Raw genomic sequence first — 23,011 nt, 5'->3', positions numbered from 1 at the left:
GACCAACCATTATGGATTCACTGTACGATCAAGTCGAGATCATGGCGTGAAAGCGGCTTCGGCTGGGATTCGGTGGTCAGGTAGGTGCGGCCAAGCGTCATCGCCGTCTCGGTTTCGGAGTCCATGATGATCATGTGCGCGAACAATGTCATGTTGGGCGCGATCGGCTCGGGATTGCCCTGGTAGAACATCGGCATATCCATCCAGGACGGGGTGAAGCGGGCGCCGACGGAATAGCCGCAGGCGTTCAACCGATGCTTGGTCAGGCTGTGCGCCTCCAGCGTGCGGGCATGCGCGTCGAAGACGTCGCCGAAGGTGTTGCCGGGCGTCATCGCCTTCTCGACCGCCAGAAGAGCCGCGCGGGCGGCGTCGAACAGCTCCTGATGGCGCTTCGACGCCTTGCCGGTCAGCACGGTGCGCATCATCGGCGCGTGATAGTGATGGAACACGCCGGCCCATTCGAGCGTCAGCTGATCGTTCTTGGTCAGCTTGCGGCGCCCGGCCTTGTAGCGGCAGAGCAGCGCGTCGATGCCCGAGCCGATGATGAATTCATTGGCCGGATAGTCGCCGCCGCCGGCAAACACCGCGCCCTGCATGGCGGCAAGGATCAGCGCTTCGTCGCCGCCCTGCTTGATCAGCGGCAGGGCCGCGTCGAGCGCGTCGTCGGAAAGGTTGGCGGCCTTTTCGGCCTTGGCGATTTCAGCCGGGCTCTTGAACAGGCGCAGACGGCCGACAATACCGGAGGCGTCGGCGATCTGGCCGAAGGTCTGCAGCTGCTCGTCGACGCGGCGGCCATTGAAGGCGGTCAGGCCATGGGTGTCGTATTCGACGCCGATGCGGGCGCCGAGGAGATTGAGGTCGTTGAGCAGGTTGCGCAGGTCGACCGCCGGGTTGGCGCCGTCGCGGTCGGTCCACAGCACGATGTTGTCGATGATCGATGTGTGGCGCGCCTGGCGCAAATCGGCCGAGCGGGTGAGCAGCACCATCGAGCCGTCAGCCTTCACAACCAGGCACTGGAAGAAACAGAAGCCGAACGTGTCGTAGCCGGTTAGCCAGTACATGCTCTCCTGGGCGAAAAGCAGTACAGCATCGAGCTTCTTTTCCGTCATCTCGATCATCAACCGGTCACGCCGGGCGTCAAATTCCGACCGTTCGAAATGCAGCGCCATTATCCGTTCTCCAAAACAATTGCCGAAACCTGCCGACCGTAGTCCGGTTCCTTGCGATGCGTCGCGCGCCGGTAGGAAAAGAAGAGATCCTCCTCGGCATAGGTGCAGCGGCCAAGCCCCTCGGCGGTCACGCCAGCCTTCTTCAGCCGGTCGACCGTATAGAGGTTGAGATCGAACATTGCATGCGCCGGATTGGCCGAAGGCGCGAAATAGCCGATGTTTTCGGCATCGGCTTCGACGAAACGGGCGACGAATTCCGGCCCGACCTCGTAATTGTCGGGGCCGATCGAAGGACCGAGAACCGCAATGATGCGCTCACGGCGGGCGCCGAGGCTTTCCATCGCGGCAATGGTGTTTTCAAGCACACCGGTGAAAGCACCCTTCCAGCCGGCGTGTGCAGCGCCAATGATGCGCGCTTGCGCATCGGCGAACAGCACCGGGCCGCAATCGGCCGTCGAGGCGCCGATGGCGATGCCCGGCCGGTCGGTGACGATGGCGTCGGCCTTGGGCCGCGGGCCGGGAAAGGGTTCCCTGGCAATAACGACATCGGGCGAGTGGACCTGATGCGCGGTCAGGAGATGGCTGGCCGGCACACCCATCCAGGCAGCGACGCGGCGGCGGTTCTCGGCGACCAGCATCTGATCGTCATCCGACCCGGTGCCGATGTTAAGTCCCTGATAGATGCCGCCGGAGACGCCGCCGATACGGGTGAAATAGCCATGGCGGATACCTCGTGGCTTGGCCGCTTCCAGCAGCGGCGAGCGAACAGGATCCGGTTTGGTCTGATTCAGCATGGATGGGTTTGTTGTCCGCGCCGGCGTTTTCGTCAAGGCGAAGTTCGGCCGAGTGATTGCGACAGTGCTGCCGCGTCGACTTTGCATTGGCCAAAAGCAGGCATGCGACCACAAGCGACATGGCGGGACGGCTTGTAACGATCTCTGAGGGTCAGACTGGCTGATGCGGCAGGATTTTCAGGATTTTGAACAGCGTGCCCATGCCGTCGGGTCCGGCCAGGCGCTCGACGGCATCGGCAATGGTTTGTCGTGCCTCTTGGCTTGCCTGGCTGCCCAACTGGCCAGCTCGCTCAAGCAATCCCATGCCAAGCAGAAAGTCGCCCTGCGTCGCCAATTCCACATCGAGGCCATGCGCCCGCACGACGGCGGCCAGTGCCGCGAAGTCGACATGGGCGGTGAGATCGGCTTCGCCGGGATTGGCCAGCACATCTTCGGGGGCGTGCCTGCGCACGGCCTGCAATGTGTCGCCGAAACCGGGCTGGAGATGGCCGTAATCAGGGAACAGCCCGGCGCCGCCGTGGTCGGCTATGCGTTCGACAATGGTCGCCATCAGTGCCGCGCGGGCCGGTGCTATTTCGAAAATAGAGCCTTGTGGCGCCTCGGCGGCGTCTTCCGGCAGCAGCATCGCCTCGACCGAGCCGGCGCCGGCGAAGAAGCTCAACTCGTCTGAGACATCGAGGCCGATCACCCGTTCGCGCCAGCCGGCGCCGGCGCGGATGAACTGGCGGATCGGCACAGCGTCGAACAATTCGTTGCCGACAATCAGCAACGGCGCCTGCGGCAACGTGGCGATGGTTTCGTGCCAGCCGACATCGGCTGAACTTTCGGCAAGCGTCTGTTTCTGGATTTTGGTCAACCTCGGGCTGGTCTCGATCAGGGCGAACGACGCGCCTTCGGCAAGCGCCGGATCGAGCCGCGCCAGGGTGCGCAGCATGTCGTTCATCAGCGTGCCGCGACCGGGGCCGATCTCGGCGACGGTGACCGGCAGCGGCCGGCAGATCGCCTGCCAGGCCTGATACAACCAGACGGCGACGAGTTCGCCGAACATCTGGCTGATCTCCGGCGCGGTGACGAAGTCGCCGGCGGCGCCGAATGCCTCGCGCGTCGTGTAGTAGCCGTCGCTGGGGTCGAACAGGCAGAGCGCCATATACTCGTTGACGGGGAGGGGGCCAAGCGCGCCGATCAGGTCGACGATGCGGGTTTTCAGCCGTGTCATGCCGGCTGTGGCTGCGGCGCCGGCTTGGCGGTGGCCATCGCCCAGATGCCGGCCAGCACCATCGGCAGCGACAGCACCATGCCCATTGTGAGCCAGCCGCCAAGGAGGTAGCCGAGTTGCTGGTCAGGCTCGCGGAAGAACTCGACGAAGATGCGCGACAGGCCGTAGCCGCAGATGAAGGCGCCGCCGACGAAGCGCGGCGTCTTCAGCTTCAGCCGCGAATGGGTGAGGAAGCGCAGGACCAGGAACAGCACCGCGCCCTCGAGCAGCGCTTCGTAGAGCTGGCTCGGATGGCGAGGCTCCAGGCCCGCGACACAACCCGCCACGGTCTGCTGGAGACGCTCGTTGCAGAAGACGACGGCCCACGACACGTCGGTCACGCGACCCCAGAGTTCGGCATTGACGAAGTTCGCGATGCGGACGAGGCCGAGCCCGACCGGCACGCCGGCTGCCACCACGTCGAACAGCGTCCAGGTGCGGATGCCGCGCTTGAGGGAAAACAGCGTCATGGCGAGGATGACGCCAAGCAGGCCGCCATGGAACGACATGCCGCCCTGCCAGACGGCGAAGATGTCGAGCGGGTGGTCGATATAGCGCTTTAAATCGTAGAAAAGCACATAGCCGGTGCGTCCGCCAAGCACGACGCCGACGGCAGCCCAGACGATGAAATCGTCGAGGTCGATCGGCTTCATCGGCAAGACGCCATCAGGCCACAGCCTTGTGTTGGTGACGAGCCGCTTGGCGTACCACCAGGCGAACAGGATGCCGACGATATAGCCGATGCCGTACCAGTGCACCGCCAGCGGACCGATCTGAACCAGGATCGGGTCGATGTTGGGGAAGGACAGCGACGCCATCGGCAGCGGGAAATAGTCGTTCAACAGGATCTCCTGGGAGGGCTCGCGTTAGGGCGCGGACCATGCGGCAGGGTTTTGGCGGGGTCAAGGCAAGGTGACGACAGCCTGATCGTCAGAGATAATGGGCTCAACCCTGCGGCTTGCCGGCGACCAATTGCCTGAGCGCATCGTTGATCCTGTCATGCCAGCCGGGGCCATCTTCCTGGAAATGGTCGAGCACGGCGCGATCGATCCTGATCGAGACAAGCTCGCGAACGTTTGGTGCGGCGGAGGGTTCGCGAATGGGAGGCGCGGGTTTCTTGACCGGCTTGAAGGCCGCTTCAGCGGCTTCCATCGGATTGGTCGGTCGGCGCGGGGGCGTTGCCATTGGTTGATCCTGAATGAGAGTGACTCTTGCCTGGAGCAAGTCGTGAGGAAAACTAGGCCGCTGGTCTGTGAAGACCAGTAACTTCACTTGGTTCTCTCTGCCATTGCCCTGTATTTGGCTTCAAGCCTGTCCAGCACCTCGTCGCCAGGCTAGACCCGGCCAGCACTGGCATCCGAAATGCCCTTTGCGAGTGCTGCATCGAGTGCTGCAAAGCGCTTCTCCAAGTCCGCACTGTCCGTCACGGCAACCGTCGTTCCAAGAATCCATTTGCGATAATAGCAATCTGTCGGCCGGACCGTGAGCCAAATCGCGTCCGACATGAAGCCGCACCAGCTTCAACGTTCTTGCATTCCGCAGGCAGTGTCACTACGTCAATTCCAGCAAGCGAGGATTTGCCATGTCGACCGGACCGAACCGCATTCTCGATGAATTCGCCAAGCTGATGACCGATGCTGCGGGTGCCGCACAAGGCGTGCGCCGCGAGGTGGAGACTGCCTTCAAGGGGCAGGCCGAGCGCATCCTCAACACCATGGATGTGGTGCAGCGCGAGGAGTTCGAGGCTGCCCGCGACATGGCTGCCAAGGCCCGCGAAGAAAACACCAGGCTGGCCGCCCGCATCGACGCGCTCGAGGCCAGGCTTGCCGAATTGACCGGACAGGCCGCACCTGCGGCTGCGGCAAAGCCCAAAGCAAAAAAATAAAATTTGAACTTTTCCACAAAGCACAATCCGAAAAAATGCTTTGCCGTGAATCGTTTACCGGCAATGCATGAATCTTTGTGACAGCGCCTTTCCACATGCTGATGACGCAGTGCGAAAAATTAGGCTGTTCACGCGACTCCCGATCAATAGACTGAATTTGTTGCATGATTCGGAGCAGGGTCATGCGGCCGGGCGGTGGGGTCCGGTCCGGGGTCTTTGTGTCGTGAAGTCCTGGCCGTCCGAGTTCAAGACAAGATTGTTCGTCGTGTGTGCCCCGCGGAGCGTGTGGCGCTCCCCTGAACACAGGAAGCATTCCATGGAACTTCTCGAACTCGAATTCTCCCGCGAAATCCATCCGGTGGATGTCATCGAGCAGGTCGCCCATAACAATGACTGGTCCTTCGAACGGGCCGGCGACGACGAAATCTCGATCTCGGTTGCCGGTAGCTGGACCGACTATCACGTCTCCTTCTCATGGATGGAGGATTTCGAGGCGCTGCATCTGGCCTGTGCTTTCGACATCAAGGTGCCGGAAGCCCGCGCGCTGGAAGTAATGCGGCTGTTGTCGCTGATCAACGAGCAGATGCTGTTTGGCCATTTCGATCTCTGGGAGCAGGAGGGCGCGATCATGTTTCGCCAGTCGCTGCTGCTTGCCGGCGGGGTCGAACCGTCGAGCCAGCAGGTCGAGGTGCTTTTGTCGTCGGCGCTTGAAGCCTGCGAGTGCTATTTCCAGGCCTTCCAGTTCGTTGTCTGGTCGGGAACCTCGGCCAAGGATGCGCTGGCCGGTGTCCTGTTCGAGACCTATGGCAACGCCTGAGCTTCCATGAGTTCGAGCAGCGCGCGCAAGCCCGAGATCAGCTTTGCCGATTTTGATCGTGTCGACATCCGTGCCGGCACGATCGTCGAGGCCGAGCCTTTCCCCGAGGCGCGCAAACCCGCGTTCAAGCTGAAGATCGATTTCGGCCCTGAGATCGGCGTGAAGAAATCCTCGGCACAGATCACGAAATACTATGCGCCGGAAACGCTGGTGGGACGGCAGGTGTTTGCGGTGGTGAATTTCCCGCCGCGCCAGATCGGTCCGTTCATGTCGGAAGTGCTCACGCTCGGCTTCCCTGATGAGGAAGGCGCCGTGGTCCTTGGCGCCATCGAGCGCAAGGTGCCGGACGGCGGCAGGTTGTTTTAGGAAGATTGCGTCAGGCGGCCAGCTTGCGCCTTGTGCTCAGCGCCTCTTCGACCGTGTCCATGAACATTTCGGCGCAGGCTTTCCAACTGTAGCGCATGGCGCGTTCGCGCGCCTCGGCGCGGTCGACATTGAGCGCGGCGAGCGAGGCCTCGCGCAGATCGGTCGACACCGCGCCGCCGATGCCGTCGCCGACAATGTCGATCGGTCCGGTGACCGGATAGGCGGCCACCGGCGTGCCGCTGGCCAGCGCCTCGATGATCACGTTGCCGAACGTGTCGGTGCGGCTGGGGAAAACGAAAACATCAGCCGAGGCGTAGATCTCGGCCAGCTCATCGTTCGGGCGATGGCCGAGGAAATGCGCCTGCGGGTATTTCGCCCTGAGCCTGGCCAGTTCCGGTCCTTCGCCGACGATCACCTTGCTGCCGGGCAGGTCGAGATCGAGGAAGGCGCTCAGGTTCTTCTCGATGGCGACGCGGCCGACGCACAGGAATACCGGGCCGGGAAAGCCGAGGTCCTTCTTCTTGTCCGGGCGGAAGTGATCGGTGTCGACGCCCCGCGTCCACGGCCTGAGCTTGGTGAAGCCTCGCGACGCAAGGTCCTCCGCCAGCGACTGGGTGGCGACCAGCGTGCCTTGTCCGGAATTGTGGAAATCACGCAGCCAGCGATAGGCCCACCTCTCCGGCACCGGCAGGCGGGCGCTGAGATATTCGGGAAAGCGGGTGTGATAGCTGGTGGTAAAGGGACGGCCAGCATTGCGGCAATAGCGCCGCGCCATGATGCCGAGCGGGCCTTCGGTGACGATATGGATATGGTCGGCCTTGCGAGCCTCGATCAGCCGCGCGACATGGCCGGGCGTGGTCAGCGCCAGCCTGATGTCGGGGTAGGTCGGCAACGGCAAGGTGCGAAAGATGTTCGGGGTCAGGAAGTCGACCGCAACGTCGAAGGTTTTCAGCGTTTCGGTGAGCCGCTCCAGCGTGTGGACGACGCCGTTGACTTGCGGCCGCCAGGCGTCGGTGACCATCAGGATGCGCATGGCGGTCCTTTGCTCGGGTCGACAGTTGCCTTGATGCGATAGCGGTACGGCCCGGCTGCCCTCGCTTCGCTCCAGCGCACCCGGGCAGGCACGAGGTCGAAGTGAGCCGGCTGAGCTGAATCAACTGAGGTCGCGCGCTTCATGCGCGCTCTTGACCATGGTTTCATGACGGGCGGATGAAGGTGGTTTTGGCTGAACCCGCCTTTCAGATCATGCTTTGGTCAGGCGGGCACCTTGATCACCGCCCGCAGGCCGCCGAGCGGGCTGTCTTCCAGCGTGATGTCGCCGCCATGGCTGCGGGCGATGTCGCGGGCGATGGAGAGGCCAAGGCCGGTGCCGCTGGCGTCGAGGTTGCGCGCTTCGTCGAGCCGCACGAACGGTTTGAACACGTCCTCGCGCTTTTCCAGCGGAATGCCCGGACCGTCATCGTCNTTCGTCGAGCCGCACGAACGGTTTGAACACGTCCTCGCGCTTTTCCAGCGGAATGCCCGGACCGTCATCGTCGATGGTGACGACGAGTGAGCCGCGGCCGTGATCGGCGCTGATCTCCACCGTCTTGGCATAGCGCAAGGCATTGCCGGCGACATTGGACAACAGCCGGGCGAAAGCGTGCGGGCGCACATGCACGTCCGGATCACCGGCAAGCACGGTCGATAGCTTGCGCTTGTGCAGCGACGCCTCCTCGCCGAGCTTTTGGAAATAGGCCTCGAGATCGAAATGGCCGGCATCTTCCGACGCTTCGCCGCGGGCAAAGGCGATATAGCCTTCCAGCATCGACTGCATGTCGTCGATGTCCTGGTTGAGCGCGGCCTTGGTCTCGGGCTTGCCGCCGGCCAGCGCCAGCTGCAGCTTGAAGCGGGTGAGGATGGTTCTGAGATCGTGGCTGACGCCGGTCAGCATGGCGGTGCGCTGTTCCAGCTGGCGTTCGATGCGCTCGCGCATCTGGATGAAGGCAAAGCCGGCCCGGCGAACCTCCTCGGCGCCGCGTGGGCGGAAATCGCGCGGCATCGGCCGGCCCTTGCCGAAGCTTTCGGCGGCCTCGGCCAGAGACAGGATCGGCCGGATCTGGTTGCGAAGGAAGGGGATGGCAATCGTCAGCAGCACCAGTGACGTCCCGACCATCCAGATCAGGAAGATGTGGGTGTTGGAGGCATAGGCCTGGCTGCGGCGCACGAAGACGCGCAGCACCTTGCCCTCGAGCTGGATGCGAACCTCGACGATGTTGGAATTGCCGACCGTGTCGATCCAGAACGGGCGGTTGATCTGGCGGGTGATCTCGGTGGAAAGGACGTCGTCAAGGATCGAGAAGAAGGGCTTGGGTCCAGGCGCCGGCAACGGGTCGGGCGGCAAGAGGTCGACCTTCAACTGCATGCGGTCCTGGGCGATGCGGATGATGTTCGCGTAGTCGCCATCGTGCGGATAGGTCTCGATCATGTCGATGATCGCGGCGATGTCGCGCACGGTGGCCTGCGACAGGCGCTGCGTCACGGTTGCCCAGTGGCGTTCCATGAAGTCGAAGGCGACGACCGACTGCAGAAGGATCATCGGCGCGATGACGATGATCAGCGAGCGGGCATAAAGCCGCTTGGGCATATAGAACGCAACCAGCCGCCAGAACCGCTTCCAGGCACGCGGCATTGCTTTCAGCGCCCGTGATACGCGCGCGCCAAAGCCGCCCTGTTCCGGCCGTTCCAGTTGCGTGGTCGCCATTTGTCCTTCCGCTGGGTCAATCGCCGCTGGTCGATGGCCACATATCTATGGCCAAAGGCGGCCGTCAGCGGCATTCTATTCCACGCTGAGCCGATACCCAATACCGCGCACCGTCTGCAGCCAGACCGGATTGGACGGATCGCGCTCGATCTTGCGGCGCAGCCGGTTGATCTGAACGTCGATGGTGCGCTCGCCGACTTCCGAATCGTCACCGACAAGCTCATGGCGCGGGATGGTTTCGCCGGCCCGCGCGGCAAAGATCGCCAGGATCTCCTGCTCGCGGTCGGTCAGCTTCAGAGCCTCGCCGCCCCGCTTCAGCTCGCGCCTGGCGATCTGGAAGGTGTAGGGGCCGAAGACCAGCTGCTCGACCTTGGGCGTCGTCGCCGGGCCGCCGCGGCGCAGGATGTTGTTGATGCGCAGGATCAGTTCGCGCGGGTCGAAGGGCTTGGGCAGATAGTCGTCGGCGCCGGCCTCGAGCCCGGTGATGCGGCTGTCGGTTTCCGATAGCGCGGTGAGCATCAGGATCGGCACGTTCTTCTCCGCCCGCAGCGCCTTGGTGAGGTCGACGCCGGTCTCTCCGGGCATCATGACGTCGAGGACAAGGAGGTCGAAGTCGAGCCCGGCGAGCTTGCGCCTGGCCTCGCCGGCATTTCCGGCGACAGTGACGCGAAAGCCATTTTCGGTCAGATACTGCTTGAGCAAATTGCGGATGCGGGTGTCGTCGTCGACCACAAGCAGATGCGGCGCGTCATCGTCCGGCGCCGTCGGCTGGTCCACCCTCTCAATGGTCTCCATGGCTTTTCCCTGACATGTTTGCAGGCACAATGTCGATCTGCGCCCTTAGTTCCGGATTGACCATGGCTTCCAGGAATCGTTCGATCAAGGGACGCTCGCTGGCTCCGGAATCTTCCAATGCAGCACGGATGCGGCGTGACTGTGGCCGCGCCAGGGCCAGCGCCAAGGCGCGGCCCTTGGCTGTCGGATAGAGCTCCCGCTGGCGGCGGTCGCGCGGACCCTGCAATTGGACGACATGGTCGGTGTCGATCAGCTGCTTGAGCACCCGCGCCAGGCTCTGCTTGGTGATCTTGAGCACGTCGAGCAGTTCGGCGACCGTCAGTCCCGGCCGGCGGTTGACGAAATGCAGCACACGGTGATGGGCGCGGCCAAAGCCGTAATCGGCCAGGATTTGGTCCGGATCGGAAGTGAAATCGCGATACGCAAAGAAGAACAGTTCGATGATGGCGAAGTCGATGCCGTCCTCGTCGGTGATCGGCGTCTTGATCGGTTTTCCGGCAGCTGGGCTTCGATCCGTCATCATTTCTCCGTCCATAGAGGGAAATTATGTCAGTACTATTGACGTAATTTCCCCGCAATGGTAATTTTTGACAAGCTTTTCGGGTGAATGCGAACGAAAAGGCAAGGGAGTGCGGTTTTTCCGGAACTTCCTGAGTTTGCCAGAGTTCGATTCTCCGCTTACGCTTCAAGGGCCGCCCGACGCGGCTGTCGCGCAACAAAAAACAACACTAATGATGTGCGGGTCGCCGCCCGCGGGAGGTTTCCATGGCATCCGTTCCCTTCGACCAACTGGACGGCTTCATCTGGATCAACGGCGAGTTCGTCAAATGGGCCGACGCCAAGATCCACGTGCTGACCCACGGCCTGCACTATGCCAGCGCCGTCTTCGAGGGCGAGCGCGCCTATGGCGGCGCCATCTTCAAGCTCAATGAGCACACCGAGCGTCTGCATGAATCGGCGCGCCTGCTCGGCTTCAATATTCCCTATTCCGTGGCCGAGCTCAATGACGCCTCGACCACGCTTCTGAAGAAGCAGGGTTTCCAGGACGCCTATGTCAGGCCGATCGCCTGGCGCGGCAGCGAACAGATGGGGGTGTCGGCGCAGAACAGCCGCATCAACTGCGCCATCGCCATCTGGCAATGGCCGAGCTATTTCGACCCGGCGCAGAAGCTCAAGGGCATCCGTCTCGATCTGGCGGAATGGCGCCGGCCCGATCCGCGCACCGCGCCGTCGAAGTCGAAGGCCGCCGGCCTCTACATGATCTGCACCATGTCCAAGCATGCCGCCGAGGCCAAGGGCTATGCCGATGCCATGATGCTCGACTGGCGCGGCCAGGTCGCCGAAGCAACGGGCGCCAACATCTTCTTCGTCAAGGATGGCAAGATCCACACGCCGAAGCCCGATTGCTTCCTCGACGGCATCACCCGCCGCACCGTCATCGGCCTCGCCAAGGACCGCGGCCTTGAAGTCGTCGAGCGCGCCATCATGCCTGAGGAACTCGAAGGCTTCGAACAGTGCTTCCTCACCGGAACGGCAGCGGAAGTGACGCCGGTCTCCGAGATCGGTCCGTACCGATTCGAGGTCGGCGAGATCGACAAGACTTTGATGAACGACTATTCTGCTGCGGTGCAACCTAAGCATGCGATAGCCGCAGAATAACGAAAGTCACAGCTTTTTTCGCAAGCAGGGGCGGTTTTGAGGCCGGCCCCTTTATTTCAGCATCTGTGCATTTGACTTTCGTACAATTCAGCGTCTCATGATGGTGTCGGCCCGGGAGGCTGGCAGCTATGGAGGGACTAGGTACATGGATACGAATACGCTCATTGCGCTCGTTGTACAGGTAATTGCAGGTGTTGTCGGTGGTCAGGCGGTCGGCGTTGCGCTGAAGAATGCGGCGATGGGCCAGTTGACCAAAATCCTCGGCGGCGCGGTTGGCGGCGTTGGCGGGGCGGCGATCCTCGGCAGCCTGCTCGGCGGCACGGCCGACCCGGCAGCGGCTGCAACGGCAGCGGGCGGATTGGGCGATACGCTGAACCTCAAAAACCTGCTCGGCGGCGCCGGCGGCGGCGCCATCCTGACCGGCATCATCGGTGCGGTCATGGGCGCGATGAAGAAGTAAGCCAACTAGATCATTCACCGTTTCACGGCGAATGATCTAGTTTGTTGTTTTACGCAATTCCGGACGGAAAACCGCTTTACACTTTTCCTGGAATTGCTTGAGACTGAGGCTTCGTCAAATGGGCGGCCGTTGGGCCGCCCATTTCTGTTTTAGGACGGACTGTTTGCCTTTCAGCAGTGGACGGCCTTCGCCCGCGCCTCTACATCACGCTGGAACAGCGAAAGGACAATCATGGGTCAGCTCAATGCCGGCATCGTGCCGGTCACGCCTTTCCAGCAGAACTGCACCATCCTGTTCGACATGGATGACAAGCATGGCGTCGTCGTCGATCCGGGCGGCGACATCGACAAGGTGCTGGCGGTGCTGAAGGACAATGCGATCACCGCCGCTGCGATCTGGATCACCCATGGCCACATCGATCACGCCGGCGGCGCCATGGAGCTGAAGGAAGCACTCGGCATCGAGATCATCGGCCCGCACGAAGCCGACAAGCTATTGCTCGACAATCTCGAGAACCAGGGCCAGCGCTACGGCATTGCCGGGGCGCGCAACTGCGTGCCCGACCGGTTTCTCGCAGAGGGCGAGACGGTTTCGTTCGGCTCACATATGTTCGAGGTGCTGCACTGCCCCGGCCATGCGCCCGGCCATGTCGTATACTACAATCGCGCGGCGAAGTTCGCTCATGTCGGCGACGTGCTGTTTCGCGGCTCGGTCGGGCGCACCGACCTGCCGGGCGGCGACCATGCGGCGCTGATCGCCTCGATTAAGAACAAGCTTTTGCCGCTCGGTGACGAGATCGGCTTCATCTGCGGCCACGGCCCGGGTGGCCGCTTTGGCGAGGAGAGGCGGACCAATCCCTTCCTGACTTAGCGATGTCTTTCTGCCAAAAAAAAGCGCTGGCCTTGCGGTCAGCGCTTTTTGTGGGACAGGGAAGCTCAATTCGCGACGCAGAAATGCTGCTCACCGTCATTGCCGGTGAACGTGCCGCTGCGGGCATTGAAGCTCCGGTAGCGGTCCGAGCAGTATTCGTACCAGTCGCGGGTCCACGGCTCGGCATAGCGGTCGGCATAGACGACCCGCGGTTCGGCATAGTAACGGCGCACCGGCGCCGGCCGCACTTCGCGGTAGTCGTAATCGTCATCATAGCTGCTGTAGCGCGGCTGCGGGTTGCTCAGCGCACCGGCGATCAGAGCGCCGGCCGCAAGGCCGACGACACCGGCCGCAAGCGCGTCGCCATTATGATGACGACCATGGCCATGATGCCAGCGGTTCCAGTCCTTGGCATTGGCGGCAGGCAAGGTGGCGAGGGTGGTCGCGGCGAGAGCGGCGCCCAGGATGGCGGTCTTGAAAATGCGATTCATTTTGGTCTCCTTCGTGCCGGCCCGGATAGTTTTCGGGGATGCGGTCCAGCCTAGGGGACGATTAATAGAAGACCGTGGCTGAACGGGGGCTGAACGGAATTGGCTGATACGATCCAGTTCTTGCGGCAAAACCAAGCGCGTACGCAAGGCGCTCCGCCTCGTCAATCTCCGTCCGGACTGTCTTGAGCCGGCTTAGCCGACCGACAGGTTGACGGCCTTTGGACCCTTGCCGCGCTTGTCCGGCTCGGTGTCGAATGTCACTTTTTGTCCATCCTCCAGACCGGAAAGACCCGAAGCCTGCACGGCCGAAATATGAACGAAGACATCCTTCTGCCCGTCGTCGGGCGTAATGAAGCCGAAGCCTTTGGCATGATTGAAGAATTTGACGGTGCCGGTCTGCGGCATGGGAAGCTCCCTTTGATCCCATAAAGTCCAGTTTCGGGCCGGCAAATGCCCGAAGGGAAATTTGTCCTTTATTTTAGCGCTATCGGCAAGAGAAAGTTTTGGCGACGGCGGCAACGCTGAAGGCTGGTCAAATAGATCGTGGCACCGAAGGCAATTCGCGCCAGACGATTGCTCCGGCGATCAGCCACGGCATTGACCGATAAAGCGTCCTTTGCCTCCGGCGACGGCGGTCATGAAAAAGGCGCAACGGGAAACGTCGCGCCTTCGAAACTCTGGACGGCTGACAAAGCCGGTTCAAACACGCTTTAGGTGCTTTTTCGAGCGCCCTGACGGGCGCGCGGGCACCGCCGGTTCAGGCCGCGCGGAGGTTGACCGCCTTCGGACCCTTGCCCATGCGGTCGGGTTCAACGTCGAAGGTGACCTTCTGGCCGTCGACGAGGGTACGCAGGCCCGAGGCCTCGATCGCGGAAATGTGGACGAACACATCCTTGGCGCCGCCGTCGGGCGTGATGAAGCCGAAGCCTTTGGTCGCGTTGAAGAATTTAACGGTGCCGGTCTGGGCCATTGGGGAAACTCCTTCACCCGTGTCAGTCTTATGGTTTGCCCGCCGCCTGGCATCGTGGGCAAGTCCCGGTGGTTGCTTCGGCAGTCCTGCATTTGCGCATGGTAAAACCCCCCGCCGAAAATGGGGCCGTCAGAGATTCACAGTATCGGGGAAAGGTCGTCCAAAACGTTCCGCTCTCCGGGTCGCAAATGCCCGAACACAAAATTTATCGCACGGAAACGTGATCGTTGCAAGATAGCGCCGCGGGCCGCGTCCATCGACGCATCCCAACGAAGGCGCTTCGATAAACCTGGGTTCTTAAGAGTTCATCAGCCAGAGCCCGGCCACGCATGGTCCAGCGGTTTGGTCCAGGGCCAAAGCAATGCGCGGGCCGGGCATCGCATGGCTCCCGCGCCGCAAACGGGGGTTGCATTTGGCAAGGGAATGGCGAGGATCGACAGGCGCGTTTTGCGCCGGGGACGGGGGTCTCGAGGGAGGCATATTCATGAGATTTCTTGCGACGATCTTCTCGCGCCAGGGTTTTACTATTCTCTTCCTGTCGGGTCTTCTTGCGGCCTGCACCGTCGTCGTCGATGACGGGCCGGGACCACGTCCGCGCCCGCCACGGCCGGAACCGGAATTCTGCACCAGGCAATACGAGCCGGTCTGCGCGCGGCGCGGCGGTGACCGCCAGACCTTCGCCAATGCCTGCCTTGCCGAACGGGAAGGCTACCGCATCGTTCGCGACGGCCCTTGCCGCGACGGCGGCGGTGGTGGCGGTGGTGGCGAAGAGCCGACATTCTGCACGCGCGAATACGCCCCGGTCTGCGCCCGCCGCCATGGCGAGCTGCGCACCTTTCCCAACGCCTGCGAGGCCCGTGCCGCCGACTACCGCGTCGTCGAGGACGGCCCCTGCTGATTTTTCCTTCTCCCCTGTCGGGTGAGTCCGCCGGAGGCGAATTCACCGTCCCACTGGCACGATAAAAAAGGCGGCGAATGCCGGGACCCTGCGAAGCAGCGGGGACCGGGCGGGTGGACCGGACCACCCTTGGTCCTTCGCAGGCTCAGGGCGTTCGAAACTCGAAAAGCCAACAATTGGCTTTTCGTCTGCTGCGCGGACCGCTTCTCACCTCCAAGGGAAGAAGGATACCTTGTCGAGCGTGGCTTCGTCGACGTCGCGCGAGCGGCTCGACGAAGAACGTCAAGCAAGCCTCCGTTGCAGAGTTTTGCGCGAGATCGTCAGTCCATTGCTGGCAGGTACGCCAGGCGCGCCCCTGCCTTGTCAGCCCTTCGACTTCGGCTTCAGGCTGCTCTCGGCTTGCTTGACCGAGGAACCGAACGGGGAGGCGGCCTTGGCCACCACCTTGTCTTTCTTGGGCTTGCGAGTTTCGCGATTGCTGCGCTGCTGACCCTTGGCCATCTGTCTGCTCCTTCGTACGTGCTGGGTGGGTGCGGTGTCAGACGGCCGGGCTGTCGGTGACAGCCGGGGCGTCCGCCACTTCGAGATTGTCTTCCGTGGTGACCCGCTCATACGTCTCCTGCTCGCTGCGGATGCGATATTGCGGCGAGCCATCCTTGACCGGCAATCTGCTCTTGATCTGAAACAGCTCGGCGGTCTGCTGGGCGAGCCCGCTGCGGCTCTTCATGCGCACGGTCTGGCCGATGGCGAAGAGGTGCGAGGGCGTGTCGGTGCGCGGACGCGCATTCTGCTGGAAGCGGATCATGCTGCGTTCTCCTGGTCGCGCCTCAGCGCTGTTTCGAGTTCGAGGTAGTCGATGGCGACAAGCTGGCTGGTGGCCGGGTTCTTCACCGCCCTTGCCGGCAAGTGGATGAAGGTGGCGACGCGACGCCAGGCAAGCCGCGACATGCCCTCGATCAGCTCTTCGTCGTGATCGATGTCATAGTCGCCGGCCGGCAGTTGCCCTTCCAGCCCGCTAAGCACGAAGGGTGCCGCGAAATGGGCGATGGAACGGGTGGTGCGATCCGGCATTGGCTTGGCTCTGGTTCGTCGATGCTTTCCGGCATCAACCGGGAACTCAACCATCGGCGATTGGAATGAGTTTGGCGGGTCGAGTATCTCCGACGCCGCTATATGCCAAGCTTGGCCCAAAAACGATCTCAGACCAATAATCCGAAATTGCTGATTATTCAAGCTGATTTCCGCCACGGCTCGGCCGATATAAAAAATTTCTCGTATAAACCTCTAATAAATCTGCTATCCTGGAACAATATCAGCCAGTTTCTTATTTAGAGAGCATCGGAATAATTATTCCAGTGCCTAAGATTATTTTTTACGAAAGGGCAAAATATATGAGAATCATGAAAACGCCGGATCGTCCGACCGCAACAATCGAGCCAATCGTCCTCTTCCCCAAGGCAATGTCAGTGCGCCTGACGATAAGAAGCGACGAAGCGGCACGGCGCAAGATTGCCGACACCGACGGCACGCAGCGGCGGGAGCGCCGGCTCGCCGAAAGCAACCGGTTGATTTGACCGGGCTGCGCTGCTTTGGGTTCAACCGCAGCAACACCTTGTCCGGACCGAAGAGGATATCCGGCGGCACCCTTGAATCTGTCTCTTCCATGCCTTAGGTCCGGCAAGCGGACAAACACGGCAGGTTTCCCATCAACAGAGATCAGAGAAGAGCGGCGGGTGCTGGAGCTGGCGGACAGCCGCCGCTGGGCCTCGACCAATATGTGCAGCAGGCGCTGCAGCTGCATCAGGGCGGGCGCCGGCAGGAGGCCGAGACGCTGTACCGGCAGGTGCTGGCGCGCAAGGCCAATCACCCGGCAGCGGCGCATTTCCTGGGCCTGCTGCTGCACCAGACCGGGCGCAGCCCCGAAGGGCTGGAGCTGATCGAGCAGTCTGTGCGTCTGCAGCCGAAGAATCCCGATTTCCTCAACAATCTCGGCACGGTGATGCGCGATCTCGGCCGCGTTGCCGCGTCCGCCGATTTCTTCCGCGGCGCGGTCGATCTCAAGCCCGACCAGCTCGCGGCACGCGACAATCTGGGTTCGGCGTTGAAACAGCTCGGCCAGTTCGAGGCTGCGGAGGACATCTATCGCGGCACAATCGGGCGCAATCCCTTCCATGTCCGCGCCCGCATCGGGCTTGCCGAAACGTTGCAGGAAGCCGGTCGTCTGGATGAGGCGCTGGCGACCTTTCGCGAGGCGCTGACGATCCGGCCCAAGGATGCCGACCTGTTGCATGGGCTCGGCGTCGGGCTGATGGAAAAAGGCAAGCTCGATGAAGCGGCAGACCTGTTTCGGCAGGCGTTGGCGATCACGCCAGGCATGGCAAAGGCCTGGCTGATGCTGACGCAGGTCAAGCGCCAGAAGGAGCGCGACGCCGAACTCGCCGGCATGGAGGCCCAGCATGCCAAGGCGCCGGCCGACAGCCTGGCACGCATGCAGCTGTCCTTCGGTCTCGGCAAGGCCAATGACGATTTGAAGGACTATAACAGGGCCTTCGACTATTTCGCTGAAGGCAATGCGATCCGCCGCAAGGGCATCGATTATGATCCGGTCAGGACGCGGGCCGAATTCGAGGCGATGAAGACGGTGTTCAACGCCGGCTTTTTCGAAAAGCACAAGCCAAGTGCAATCTCCGACGACACGCCGATTTTCGTCGTCGGCATGCCGCGCTCCGGCACCACGCTGGTCGAACAGATCATCGCCAGCCATCCACAAGTCTATGGCGCGGGCGAGCTCAGCATGTTGAAAACCGCGGTCGGCAAGCAATTTCCGCTGACCATGCCGGGAGGTTTCCCCTGGGGACTGGTCGATGTATCCGACGCGGAGTTTGCGGAGGCGGGCCAAGCCTATCTCGACATGCTGCATGAGCGCTATCCCAACTTCAGGCATGTCACCGACAAGATGCCCGGCAACTTCCTGCTCATCGGCTTCATCCATATGATGCTGCCGAAAGCCAAGATCATCCATTGCGCGCGCGATGCGGCGGCGACCTGCCTTTCGATCTACAAGGTGCATTTCCGCGGCGACAACCACCGCTACGGCTATGATCTGGGCGAGCTCGCCGATTTCCACAACATCTACACCGACATCATGGCGCATTGGCACGATGTTCTGCCGGGCGTCGTCCATGACGTGCGTTACGAGGATTTCGTGGCCGACCAGGAGGGACAGACGCGGGCGCTGATCGGGCATCTCGGCCTGTCCTGGGACGACAAGGCGCTGTCGTTCCACGAGACCGACCGCCCGGTGCGCACGGCCTCGGCCGCGCAGGTGCGCCAGCCGATGTATCAGGGCTCGGTCGATCTCTGGAAGCGCTATGGCGCCAGGTTGAAGCCGCTGCTGGACAAGCTGGACTGAGCAGCGGCTAAAGCTCGATGAAGGGCTGGAAGCCGCCGAAGATCATGCGCTTCATATCGAAGGGCATGGGCCCCAAATCGGGTGTCAAACGGGGATCGGCCATCACCTTGGCCATTACCGCGTCGCGGCTTTGCCTGGACGAATAGACGGCCCAAGCAAAGACGACGATCTCGTCGTCTTTTGCCTGAACGGCACGCGGAAACGAGGTCAACTCACCATAGGGCACGTCGTCGGCGATACATTCGACATAGGCGAGCGCTCCGTGTTCCTTCCATATCGGGCCTGCGAGGTTGGCCAGCTTCTTGTAGTCATCGATATTTGCCTTCGGCACGGCGAGCACGAAACCATCGACATAGGACATGAGGTTCTCCTTGGAGTATCTCACAAAGCTCCTTACCGGCGTCAGCCGGTGAGGAGCTTTGTCAGCGGTGGTCAGTCTTTCTTCGCCGGCGCGTTCATCGCCCATTCGACCCCGAAGGGGTCGCGCATGTTGCCCCACTGGTCGCCCCAGAACATCAGCTGCAGCGGCACTGCGACTTCGCAGCCGGCACCGACCGCGCGCTTCCACCAGCCATCGATCTCGTCGGCGCCGAGATGGAGCTGCATGGTATAGCCCTGCGGCTTGACGGCAGGCATGCCGTTTTCGGGGTAGAAATCGGAAATCATCAGCGTCGAGCCGTTGATGTGGAGATGGATGTGCATCGTGCGGCCCTGCTCATCGGGCGGATAGAAGAACACCTGTTCGGCGCCGAAAGCCTTCTTGTAGAATTCGGCGGCCTTGAAGGCGCCGTCCAGCTGCAGATAGGGGGTCAATCCACCGAGAACTTTCGCGGCCGGCTGAATGGGGGTCTGGTCGGTCATGTCTTGTTCCTCTTTGGGTTTGGTCTGGGCATTTGGTTTGGCCTTGCGAACCCTAGGACGAACGAGCCGGCCGCGATCCTACATGTCTGATGCGATTTTCTGGCGAAACGAACTTGCGTCGGCGGCGCCCAATCAGAGCGCAATGCTCGCTGTCAGCAGGCTAGAAAGGGGACTGCTCCTTTAACCCCGCTGAGACGACAATGATCCTCTATTACCAGACCCATTCGCCCTTTGCGCGCAAAGCGCTCGTCTTCGCCCATGAGGTCGGGCTTGCCGACCGGCTCGAGGTCATTCATCACGAGACCAGCCCGACCTTGCGCAATGCCAGTGTCTACGCCGAAAACCCGCTCGGCAAGGTGCCGGTGCTGCTGCGGCCGGATGCGCCGCCGCTCTTCGATTCCGATGTCATCTGCGCCTATCTCGATACGCTGCATGACGGCCGCAAATTGCTGCCGCAGGACGGCGAAGCGCGCTGGCAGGCGTTGCGGTTGCAGGCGGTCGCCCAAGGCCTGGCGCAGACGGGCATAGGCCTGCGCTGGGAGACGGAAAGGCGGCCCGAACAGTTGCGCTATGCAGCGCTTGCCGAAGGCTACCGGGAAAAAATCGAGGCCAGCTATGACTGGATCGAAAGCGCGCTGGACGACGAGACACCGCTCCATGTCGGCCATATAGCGCTTGCCACCACGCTGTCCTGGATGGCGTTCCGCCAGCTGCCGTCCTTTCGCGCGCGGGCGCGGCTGACGCGCTGGTTCGAGGCGTTCGAAAAGCGTCGATCGATGCAGGCGACGCCGCTGTCGGGCGATACGCATGACTGAGCAACGGTCGCCCCGCGGCGGCCTGCATCGATCTTTCCCGACCGCATGGTCAGGGCGCCCTGCAGATCCGCGGGCCGTTTTGCGCGTCGATGAGGATTTCCGGCCAGCCGATATCCTTGCGCAGTTCGATCGGCAGGGCCAGAAGCTCGCGCTCGCTGCGATAGCGGGCGCGGTTCTGTGCGTAACGGGCGGCGACGCGGCCTATGGATGACAGGATGGACATGATGCGTTCTCCTCAGATGAAGCCGGCATCATCGTGTCGGCATCCCAAGGACGCAGCAGGTTCAGGCGATCCGACAGAGCGCTGAAAATATTCTGGGAGATGTGAAACCATGGGCCGCAACACAGTGCGGCCCATGGTGGTAGTTCCTCAGCCCGCCGTTTCAGCCACTGAGCGGAAGAAATCCTCGGGGTCTTCGACTTCGGTCAGCTTCCGCTTGTCGATCAGCCAGAAGCGGTTGCCGATGGCGCGGATGAAGGAACGGTCGTGCGAGGCGAGCACACAGCTCGCCTGGTGCTTGAGCAGTTCCTCCTCCAGCGCTTCCTGGCCGTCGATGTCGAGATGGTTGGTCGGCTCGTCGAGCAGGTAGAAGTTGGGGTTGGCGAGTCTCAGCGCCAGCATCATCAGCCGCGCCTTCTGGCCGCCGGACAGCACGCCGATCTTCTTCTCCTGCATCTCAATGACAACGCCGGCGCCGGCAAGCAGCGAGCGGGCGCGTTGCTCGCCGACATCGTAGCGGTGCGAGACCAGGGCCAGCGGCGTGTCGTCGCCACTGATGCCGGCCAGCGCCTGGTCGCTGTAGCCAAGCACCGTCGACGGCGTCACCTTGACGTTCGGCACCGTGTCCGGCTCGGCGATGGCGTTGCGGATCAGATCGACGAAACGCGACTTGCCGACGCCGTTGCGGCCGAGCAGCACGATGCGGTCGCCCTGGCAGATGTGGCGCTTGCCGGTCTTGAACAGCAGCGTGCCGTCCGGCGTTTCCACTGCGGCGTCATCCAGCGTAATCAGCACCTTGGCATGGGTGCCGCGGTTGGCCAGCCGGATCGCGCCGGCCGATTTCTCGCGATGCGCCGATACCGCGGCGTCTTCCAGCTTCTCCGCCCGTTCCCTGAGTTGCTTGGTCTTCACCGTCAAAAGGTCGCTGCCGGAATTGATGCCGATGTTGTTGAGCTTGGCGGCCTGCTTGCGCAGTTGCTGCGCCACCTTCATGTCGCGCTCGAACCGGCGCGCCGTCGAGGCGTCCAATTCGTCCAGGGCCTGCCGCGCCCTGGAATAGGGCAGTGCAAACACCGGCGAGTCCTCCGGGCGCAAGAACAGCGTGCGGTTGGTGACGGCGTCGAGAAAGGCGCGGTCGTGACTGGCGATGACCACCGGCACTTCGCGCGGCAGGGCGTTCAGCCAGCTTTCCAGCTGGCTGATCTTAGCGAGGTCGAGATGATTGGTCGGCTCGTCGAGCAAAAGCACATCCGGATCGGTGACCCAGACGCGGGCGATCAGCGCCAGCCGCTGCCATCCGCCGCTCAGCGCCTGCATCGGCCGTTCGCGCATCGGCTCGGGCACGTCGAGCGAATCCAGCACCACGTCGACGCGCCACATCTCGCTGTCGGCCTGCTCGGCCGGCAAGGCATCGGCCACCACCTGATGGAAGCTGCGGCTGAGAAGGGCTGGCGGAACCGACTGCTCGACATGGCCGACACGCAGGCCGCGCGTGCGAGAAATGTCGCCCGAGGTCGGCTCCAGCGCGCCGGTCAGGCATTTAAGCAAGGTCGACTTGCCGCGGCCATTGGCGGCGACGATGCCGAGCCGGTCGCCGGCGCCCATGGTGAGGTCGAGATTGGAAAACAGCGGCGCACTCATGGTGACGCCGAGGGATTTGAGGCTGATCAGGGCCATTGCGATTTCTCTGGTCTTGCCGGAGACAACTCCGGATGCACTTTGACGGTGTGCTTGCCGGCCGTCAGGCTCAGCTTTGCGCACCACGAAGGGCAGACCAAAAAATCGAAACGGGAAAAAACCCGTAATGTCCCTGGTCAGCCCTGCAAGCGAACTCGCAGGGCAGAAATCGGGCCACGCTGACGATGGTGATCGATAGACACGCAGCCCTCCTTTCAAGACAAAACTTTGAGTGTGTGGAGCGATTACACCAAAGGCGGGGGTGGAGGCAAGTGGGCGGGTCGGTTGGCAATCGGCCGCTACTGTCACACGGGCCTCAGATGGCCTCCGCTCACTCCGTATTCCCTGTTTGGATCCAGCAGGAAATGTCCGAACACTGCGCTCCTGTGAAGATCAACAACGATCACAAGCAGGGCGTTGAACCTGCCGGTGCCAATCAGAACTTGATCGAACCGGTTTTGGGCATCCCGGTAGACATAGTGGACGTCGTTCAAATAGGGCAGGCCGATCTCATCGAGATCCAGCGCCTCGACATACGGCCATATGTCCACGGCAGCCTCTGCCTTGGCGGTGACGTTCGTCATGGGCTCGGCGAAGCAAGCCTTGAACTCGTCTTCCTGAAGTCTGCGCGTGACGATCATCACGCATTCTAGTGGCCGGCGTCGAAAATTCGCAACGGTGCAGCGGGTCGGTTCTTACCTTCTCCCCTTGTGGGAGAAGGTGGCCGAGCGAAGCTCGGTCGGACGAGGGGTGTTCCAGAAAATACCAACGTCTCACTCCGCTGGAACACCCCTCAACCGTCTCGGCGCTGCGCGCCGATCCACCTTCTCCCACAAGGGGAGAAGGGAAAGGGC

At 62.2% G+C, this 23,011-nt stretch carries 29 protein-coding genes and 1 pseudogene; 10 read left to right on the top strand and 20 right to left on the bottom strand.

Annotation, left to right across the window (positions count from 1 at the left end; all coding sequences use genetic code 11):
* Positions 1 to 17: 17 nt before the first annotated feature.
* The 5 genes from X728_RS154515 to X728_RS154530 all read right to left on the bottom strand — a co-directional run bounded on the left by X728_RS154515 (position 18) and on the right by X728_RS154530 (position 4,403).
* Positions 18 to 1,169 carry a Xaa-Pro peptidase family protein gene (locus X728_RS154515; protein WP_023683716.1) on the bottom strand — a complete coding sequence of 384 codons (1,152 nt, stop codon included), beginning with the start codon at positions 1,167 to 1,169 and terminating at the stop codon, positions 18 to 20.
* Complete coding sequence (gene pgeF, locus X728_RS154520; RefSeq protein WP_023705898.1) at positions 1,169 to 1,963, bottom strand: peptidoglycan editing factor PgeF; 795 nt, start codon at positions 1,961 to 1,963, stop codon at positions 1,169 to 1,171. The genes X728_RS154515 and pgeF overlap by 1 nt, the downstream gene beginning before the upstream one ends.
* Positions 1,964 to 2,114: 151 nt before the next feature.
* Positions 2,115 to 3,179, bottom strand: a complete 1,065-nt coding sequence (locus tag X728_RS0134930) for a class I SAM-dependent methyltransferase (RefSeq protein ID WP_031195367.1) — start codon at positions 3,177 to 3,179, stop codon at positions 2,115 to 2,117.
* Positions 3,176 to 4,060 carry a prolipoprotein diacylglyceryl transferase gene (gene lgt / locus X728_RS154525; protein ID WP_023831419.1) on the bottom strand — a complete coding sequence of 295 codons (885 nt, stop codon included), beginning with the start codon at positions 4,058 to 4,060 and terminating at the stop codon, positions 3,176 to 3,178. Before lgt ends, X728_RS0134930 begins: the two co-directional genes overlap by 4 nt.
* 103 nt (positions 4,061 to 4,163) lie before the next feature.
* Positions 4,164 to 4,403, bottom strand: a complete 240-nt coding sequence (locus tag X728_RS154530; RefSeq protein ID WP_023831418.1) for a BrnA antitoxin family protein — start codon at positions 4,401 to 4,403, stop codon at positions 4,164 to 4,166.
* 397 nt (positions 4,404 to 4,800) lie between these two features.
* On the opposite strand from X728_RS154530, the gene X728_RS154535 reads away from it, so the two are divergent.
* From X728_RS154535 to X728_RS154545, 3 genes are all read left to right on the top strand, one after another.
* Positions 4,801 to 5,103 (top strand): accessory factor UbiK family protein, encoded by a 303-nt coding sequence (locus X728_RS154535; RefSeq protein WP_023711152.1) that lies wholly within the window; start codon positions 4,801 to 4,803, stop codon positions 5,101 to 5,103.
* Between the two features lie 316 nt (positions 5,104 to 5,419).
* Positions 5,420 to 5,920, top strand: coding sequence for a YbjN domain-containing protein (locus X728_RS154540; RefSeq protein ID WP_006202532.1), 501 nt, complete (start codon positions 5,420 to 5,422; stop codon positions 5,918 to 5,920).
* Positions 5,921 to 5,926: 6 nt separating this feature from the next.
* Positions 5,927 to 6,286 (top strand): tRNA-binding protein, encoded by a 360-nt coding sequence (locus tag X728_RS154545; RefSeq protein ID WP_023672028.1) that lies wholly within the window; start codon positions 5,927 to 5,929, stop codon positions 6,284 to 6,286.
* A 10-nt stretch (positions 6,287 to 6,296) separates the two neighbouring features.
* Here the strand turns inward: X728_RS154545 and X728_RS154550 are convergent, their stop codons facing one another.
* From X728_RS154550 to X728_RS154560, 4 genes and pseudogenes are all read right to left on the bottom strand, one after another.
* Positions 6,297 to 7,319, bottom strand: a complete 1,023-nt coding sequence (locus tag X728_RS154550) for a glycosyltransferase family 1 protein (RefSeq protein WP_023831417.1) — start codon at positions 7,317 to 7,319, stop codon at positions 6,297 to 6,299.
* Between the two features lie 221 nt (positions 7,320 to 7,540).
* Positions 7,541 to 9,029, bottom strand: a pseudogene (locus X728_RS01000000166660) (ATP-binding protein).
* Between the two features lie 75 nt (positions 9,030 to 9,104).
* On the bottom strand, positions 9,105 to 9,824 hold the full coding sequence (locus tag X728_RS154555) for a response regulator transcription factor (RefSeq protein WP_023672025.1): 720 nt from the start codon (positions 9,822 to 9,824) through the stop codon (positions 9,105 to 9,107).
* Positions 9,811 to 10,344 carry a MarR family transcriptional regulator gene (locus X728_RS154560; protein ID WP_023734975.1) on the bottom strand — a complete coding sequence of 178 codons (534 nt, stop codon included), beginning with the start codon at positions 10,342 to 10,344 and terminating at the stop codon, positions 9,811 to 9,813. Before X728_RS154560 ends, X728_RS154555 begins: the two co-directional genes overlap by 14 nt.
* Before the next feature lie 245 nt (positions 10,345 to 10,589).
* On the opposite strand from X728_RS154560, the gene X728_RS154565 reads away from it, so the two are divergent.
* The 3 genes from X728_RS154565 (at position 10,590) to X728_RS154575 (ending at position 12,813) form a co-directional block, all read left to right on the top strand.
* Entirely contained in the window at positions 10,590 to 11,483 is an 894-nt protein-coding gene (locus tag X728_RS154565) for a branched-chain amino acid aminotransferase (protein ID WP_023701589.1), read from the top strand.
* 145 nt (positions 11,484 to 11,628) lie between these two features.
* On the top strand, positions 11,629 to 11,943 hold the full coding sequence (locus X728_RS154570) for a hypothetical protein (RefSeq protein WP_023672022.1): 315 nt from the start codon (positions 11,629 to 11,631) through the stop codon (positions 11,941 to 11,943).
* Positions 11,944 to 12,174: 231 nt separating this feature from the next.
* The gene (locus X728_RS154575) at positions 12,175 to 12,813 is read left to right on the top strand and encodes an MBL fold metallo-hydrolase (RefSeq protein WP_023695789.1); all 639 of its coding nucleotides are present in this window, start codon (positions 12,175 to 12,177) and stop codon (positions 12,811 to 12,813) included.
* A gap of 65 nt (positions 12,814 to 12,878) precedes the next feature.
* Here X728_RS154575 and X728_RS154580 read toward each other — a convergent pair whose 3' ends face one another.
* From X728_RS154580 to X728_RS154590, 3 genes are all read right to left on the bottom strand, one after another.
* On the bottom strand, positions 12,879 to 13,304 hold the full coding sequence (locus X728_RS154580; RefSeq protein ID WP_023672020.1) for a BA14K family protein: 426 nt from the start codon (positions 13,302 to 13,304) through the stop codon (positions 12,879 to 12,881).
* 192 nt (positions 13,305 to 13,496) lie between these two features.
* On the bottom strand, positions 13,497 to 13,709 hold the full coding sequence (locus X728_RS154585) for a cold-shock protein (protein WP_023672019.1): 213 nt from the start codon (positions 13,707 to 13,709) through the stop codon (positions 13,497 to 13,499).
* Between the two features lie 352 nt (positions 13,710 to 14,061).
* Positions 14,062 to 14,274: a cold-shock protein gene (locus X728_RS154590; RefSeq protein WP_006202520.1), complete on the bottom strand. Its 213-nt coding sequence runs from the start codon at positions 14,272 to 14,274 to the stop codon at positions 14,062 to 14,064.
* A 484-nt stretch (positions 14,275 to 14,758) separates the two neighbouring features.
* On the opposite strand from X728_RS154590, the gene X728_RS154595 reads away from it, so the two are divergent.
* Positions 14,759 to 15,172 (top strand): Kazal-type serine protease inhibitor domain-containing protein, encoded by a 414-nt coding sequence (locus X728_RS154595; RefSeq protein ID WP_023672018.1) that lies wholly within the window; start codon positions 14,759 to 14,761, stop codon positions 15,170 to 15,172.
* Between the two features lie 363 nt (positions 15,173 to 15,535).
* Here X728_RS154595 and X728_RS1000000170990 read toward each other — a convergent pair whose 3' ends face one another.
* Genes X728_RS1000000170990 through X728_RS154605 form a run of 3 tightly spaced genes read right to left on the bottom strand, consistent with a single transcriptional unit; the run spans position 15,536 to position 16,243 of the window.
* Positions 15,536 to 15,673, bottom strand: coding sequence for a hypothetical protein (locus X728_RS1000000170990; RefSeq protein ID WP_023683725.1), 138 nt, complete (start codon positions 15,671 to 15,673; stop codon positions 15,536 to 15,538).
* 37 nt (positions 15,674 to 15,710) lie between these two features.
* Positions 15,711 to 15,977, bottom strand: coding sequence for a hypothetical protein (locus X728_RS154600; RefSeq protein WP_023831416.1), 267 nt, complete (start codon positions 15,975 to 15,977; stop codon positions 15,711 to 15,713).
* Positions 15,974 to 16,243: a hypothetical protein gene (locus tag X728_RS154605; protein ID WP_023701590.1), complete on the bottom strand. Its 270-nt coding sequence runs from the start codon at positions 16,241 to 16,243 to the stop codon at positions 15,974 to 15,976. Before X728_RS154605 ends, X728_RS154600 begins: the two co-directional genes overlap by 4 nt.
* 329 nt (positions 16,244 to 16,572) lie before the next feature.
* Here X728_RS154605 and X728_RS154610 point away from each other — a divergent pair, with 329 nt between their 5' ends.
* Together X728_RS154610 and X728_RS154615 are read left to right on the top strand one after the other, a co-directional pair.
* Positions 16,573 to 16,746 carry a hypothetical protein gene (locus X728_RS154610; protein WP_245260589.1) on the top strand — a complete coding sequence of 58 codons (174 nt, stop codon included), beginning with the start codon at positions 16,573 to 16,575 and terminating at the stop codon, positions 16,744 to 16,746.
* Between the two features lie 203 nt (positions 16,747 to 16,949).
* On the top strand, positions 16,950 to 18,584 hold the full coding sequence (locus X728_RS154615; protein ID WP_023831415.1) for a sulfotransferase: 1,635 nt from the start codon (positions 16,950 to 16,952) through the stop codon (positions 18,582 to 18,584).
* A 7-nt stretch (positions 18,585 to 18,591) separates the two neighbouring features.
* On the opposite strand, the gene X728_RS154620 is transcribed toward X728_RS154615, so the two are convergent.
* Together X728_RS154620 and X728_RS154625 are read right to left on the bottom strand one after the other, a co-directional pair.
* Positions 18,592 to 18,945, bottom strand: coding sequence for a DUF1428 domain-containing protein (locus X728_RS154620; RefSeq protein ID WP_023683729.1), 354 nt, complete (start codon positions 18,943 to 18,945; stop codon positions 18,592 to 18,594).
* A gap of 71 nt (positions 18,946 to 19,016) precedes the next feature.
* Complete coding sequence (locus tag X728_RS154625) at positions 19,017 to 19,445, bottom strand: glyoxalase/bleomycin resistance/extradiol dioxygenase family protein (protein WP_023691563.1); 429 nt, start codon at positions 19,443 to 19,445, stop codon at positions 19,017 to 19,019.
* 200 nt (positions 19,446 to 19,645) lie between these two features.
* On the opposite strand from X728_RS154625, the gene X728_RS154630 reads away from it, so the two are divergent.
* Entirely contained in the window at positions 19,646 to 20,260 is a 615-nt protein-coding gene (locus X728_RS154630; protein ID WP_023672010.1) for a glutathione S-transferase, read from the top strand.
* A gap of 49 nt (positions 20,261 to 20,309) precedes the next feature.
* Here X728_RS154630 and X728_RS1000000170985 read toward each other — a convergent pair whose 3' ends face one another.
* The 3 genes from X728_RS1000000170985 to X728_RS154640 all read right to left on the bottom strand — a co-directional run bounded on the left by X728_RS1000000170985 (position 20,310) and on the right by X728_RS154640 (position 22,798).
* Positions 20,310 to 20,483: a hypothetical protein gene (locus X728_RS1000000170985; RefSeq protein WP_023672009.1), complete on the bottom strand. Its 174-nt coding sequence runs from the start codon at positions 20,481 to 20,483 to the stop codon at positions 20,310 to 20,312.
* Between the two features lie 147 nt (positions 20,484 to 20,630).
* Positions 20,631 to 22,157, bottom strand: a complete 1,527-nt coding sequence (locus X728_RS154635) for an ABC-F family ATP-binding cassette domain-containing protein (RefSeq protein ID WP_023711159.1) — start codon at positions 22,155 to 22,157, stop codon at positions 20,631 to 20,633.
* 305 nt (positions 22,158 to 22,462) lie between these two features.
* Positions 22,463 to 22,798 (bottom strand): hypothetical protein, encoded by a 336-nt coding sequence (locus X728_RS154640; RefSeq protein ID WP_023728225.1) that lies wholly within the window; start codon positions 22,796 to 22,798, stop codon positions 22,463 to 22,465.
* Positions 22,799 to 23,011 lie beyond the last annotated feature (213 nt).

Source organism: Mesorhizobium sp. L103C119B0, from assembly GCF_000502235.1.
Taxonomy (GTDB): domain Bacteria; phylum Pseudomonadota; class Alphaproteobacteria; order Rhizobiales; family Rhizobiaceae; genus Mesorhizobium.
The sequence above is the reverse complement of the archived record's forward strand: the minus strand, read 5'-3'. Positions and strand labels throughout refer to the sequence as shown.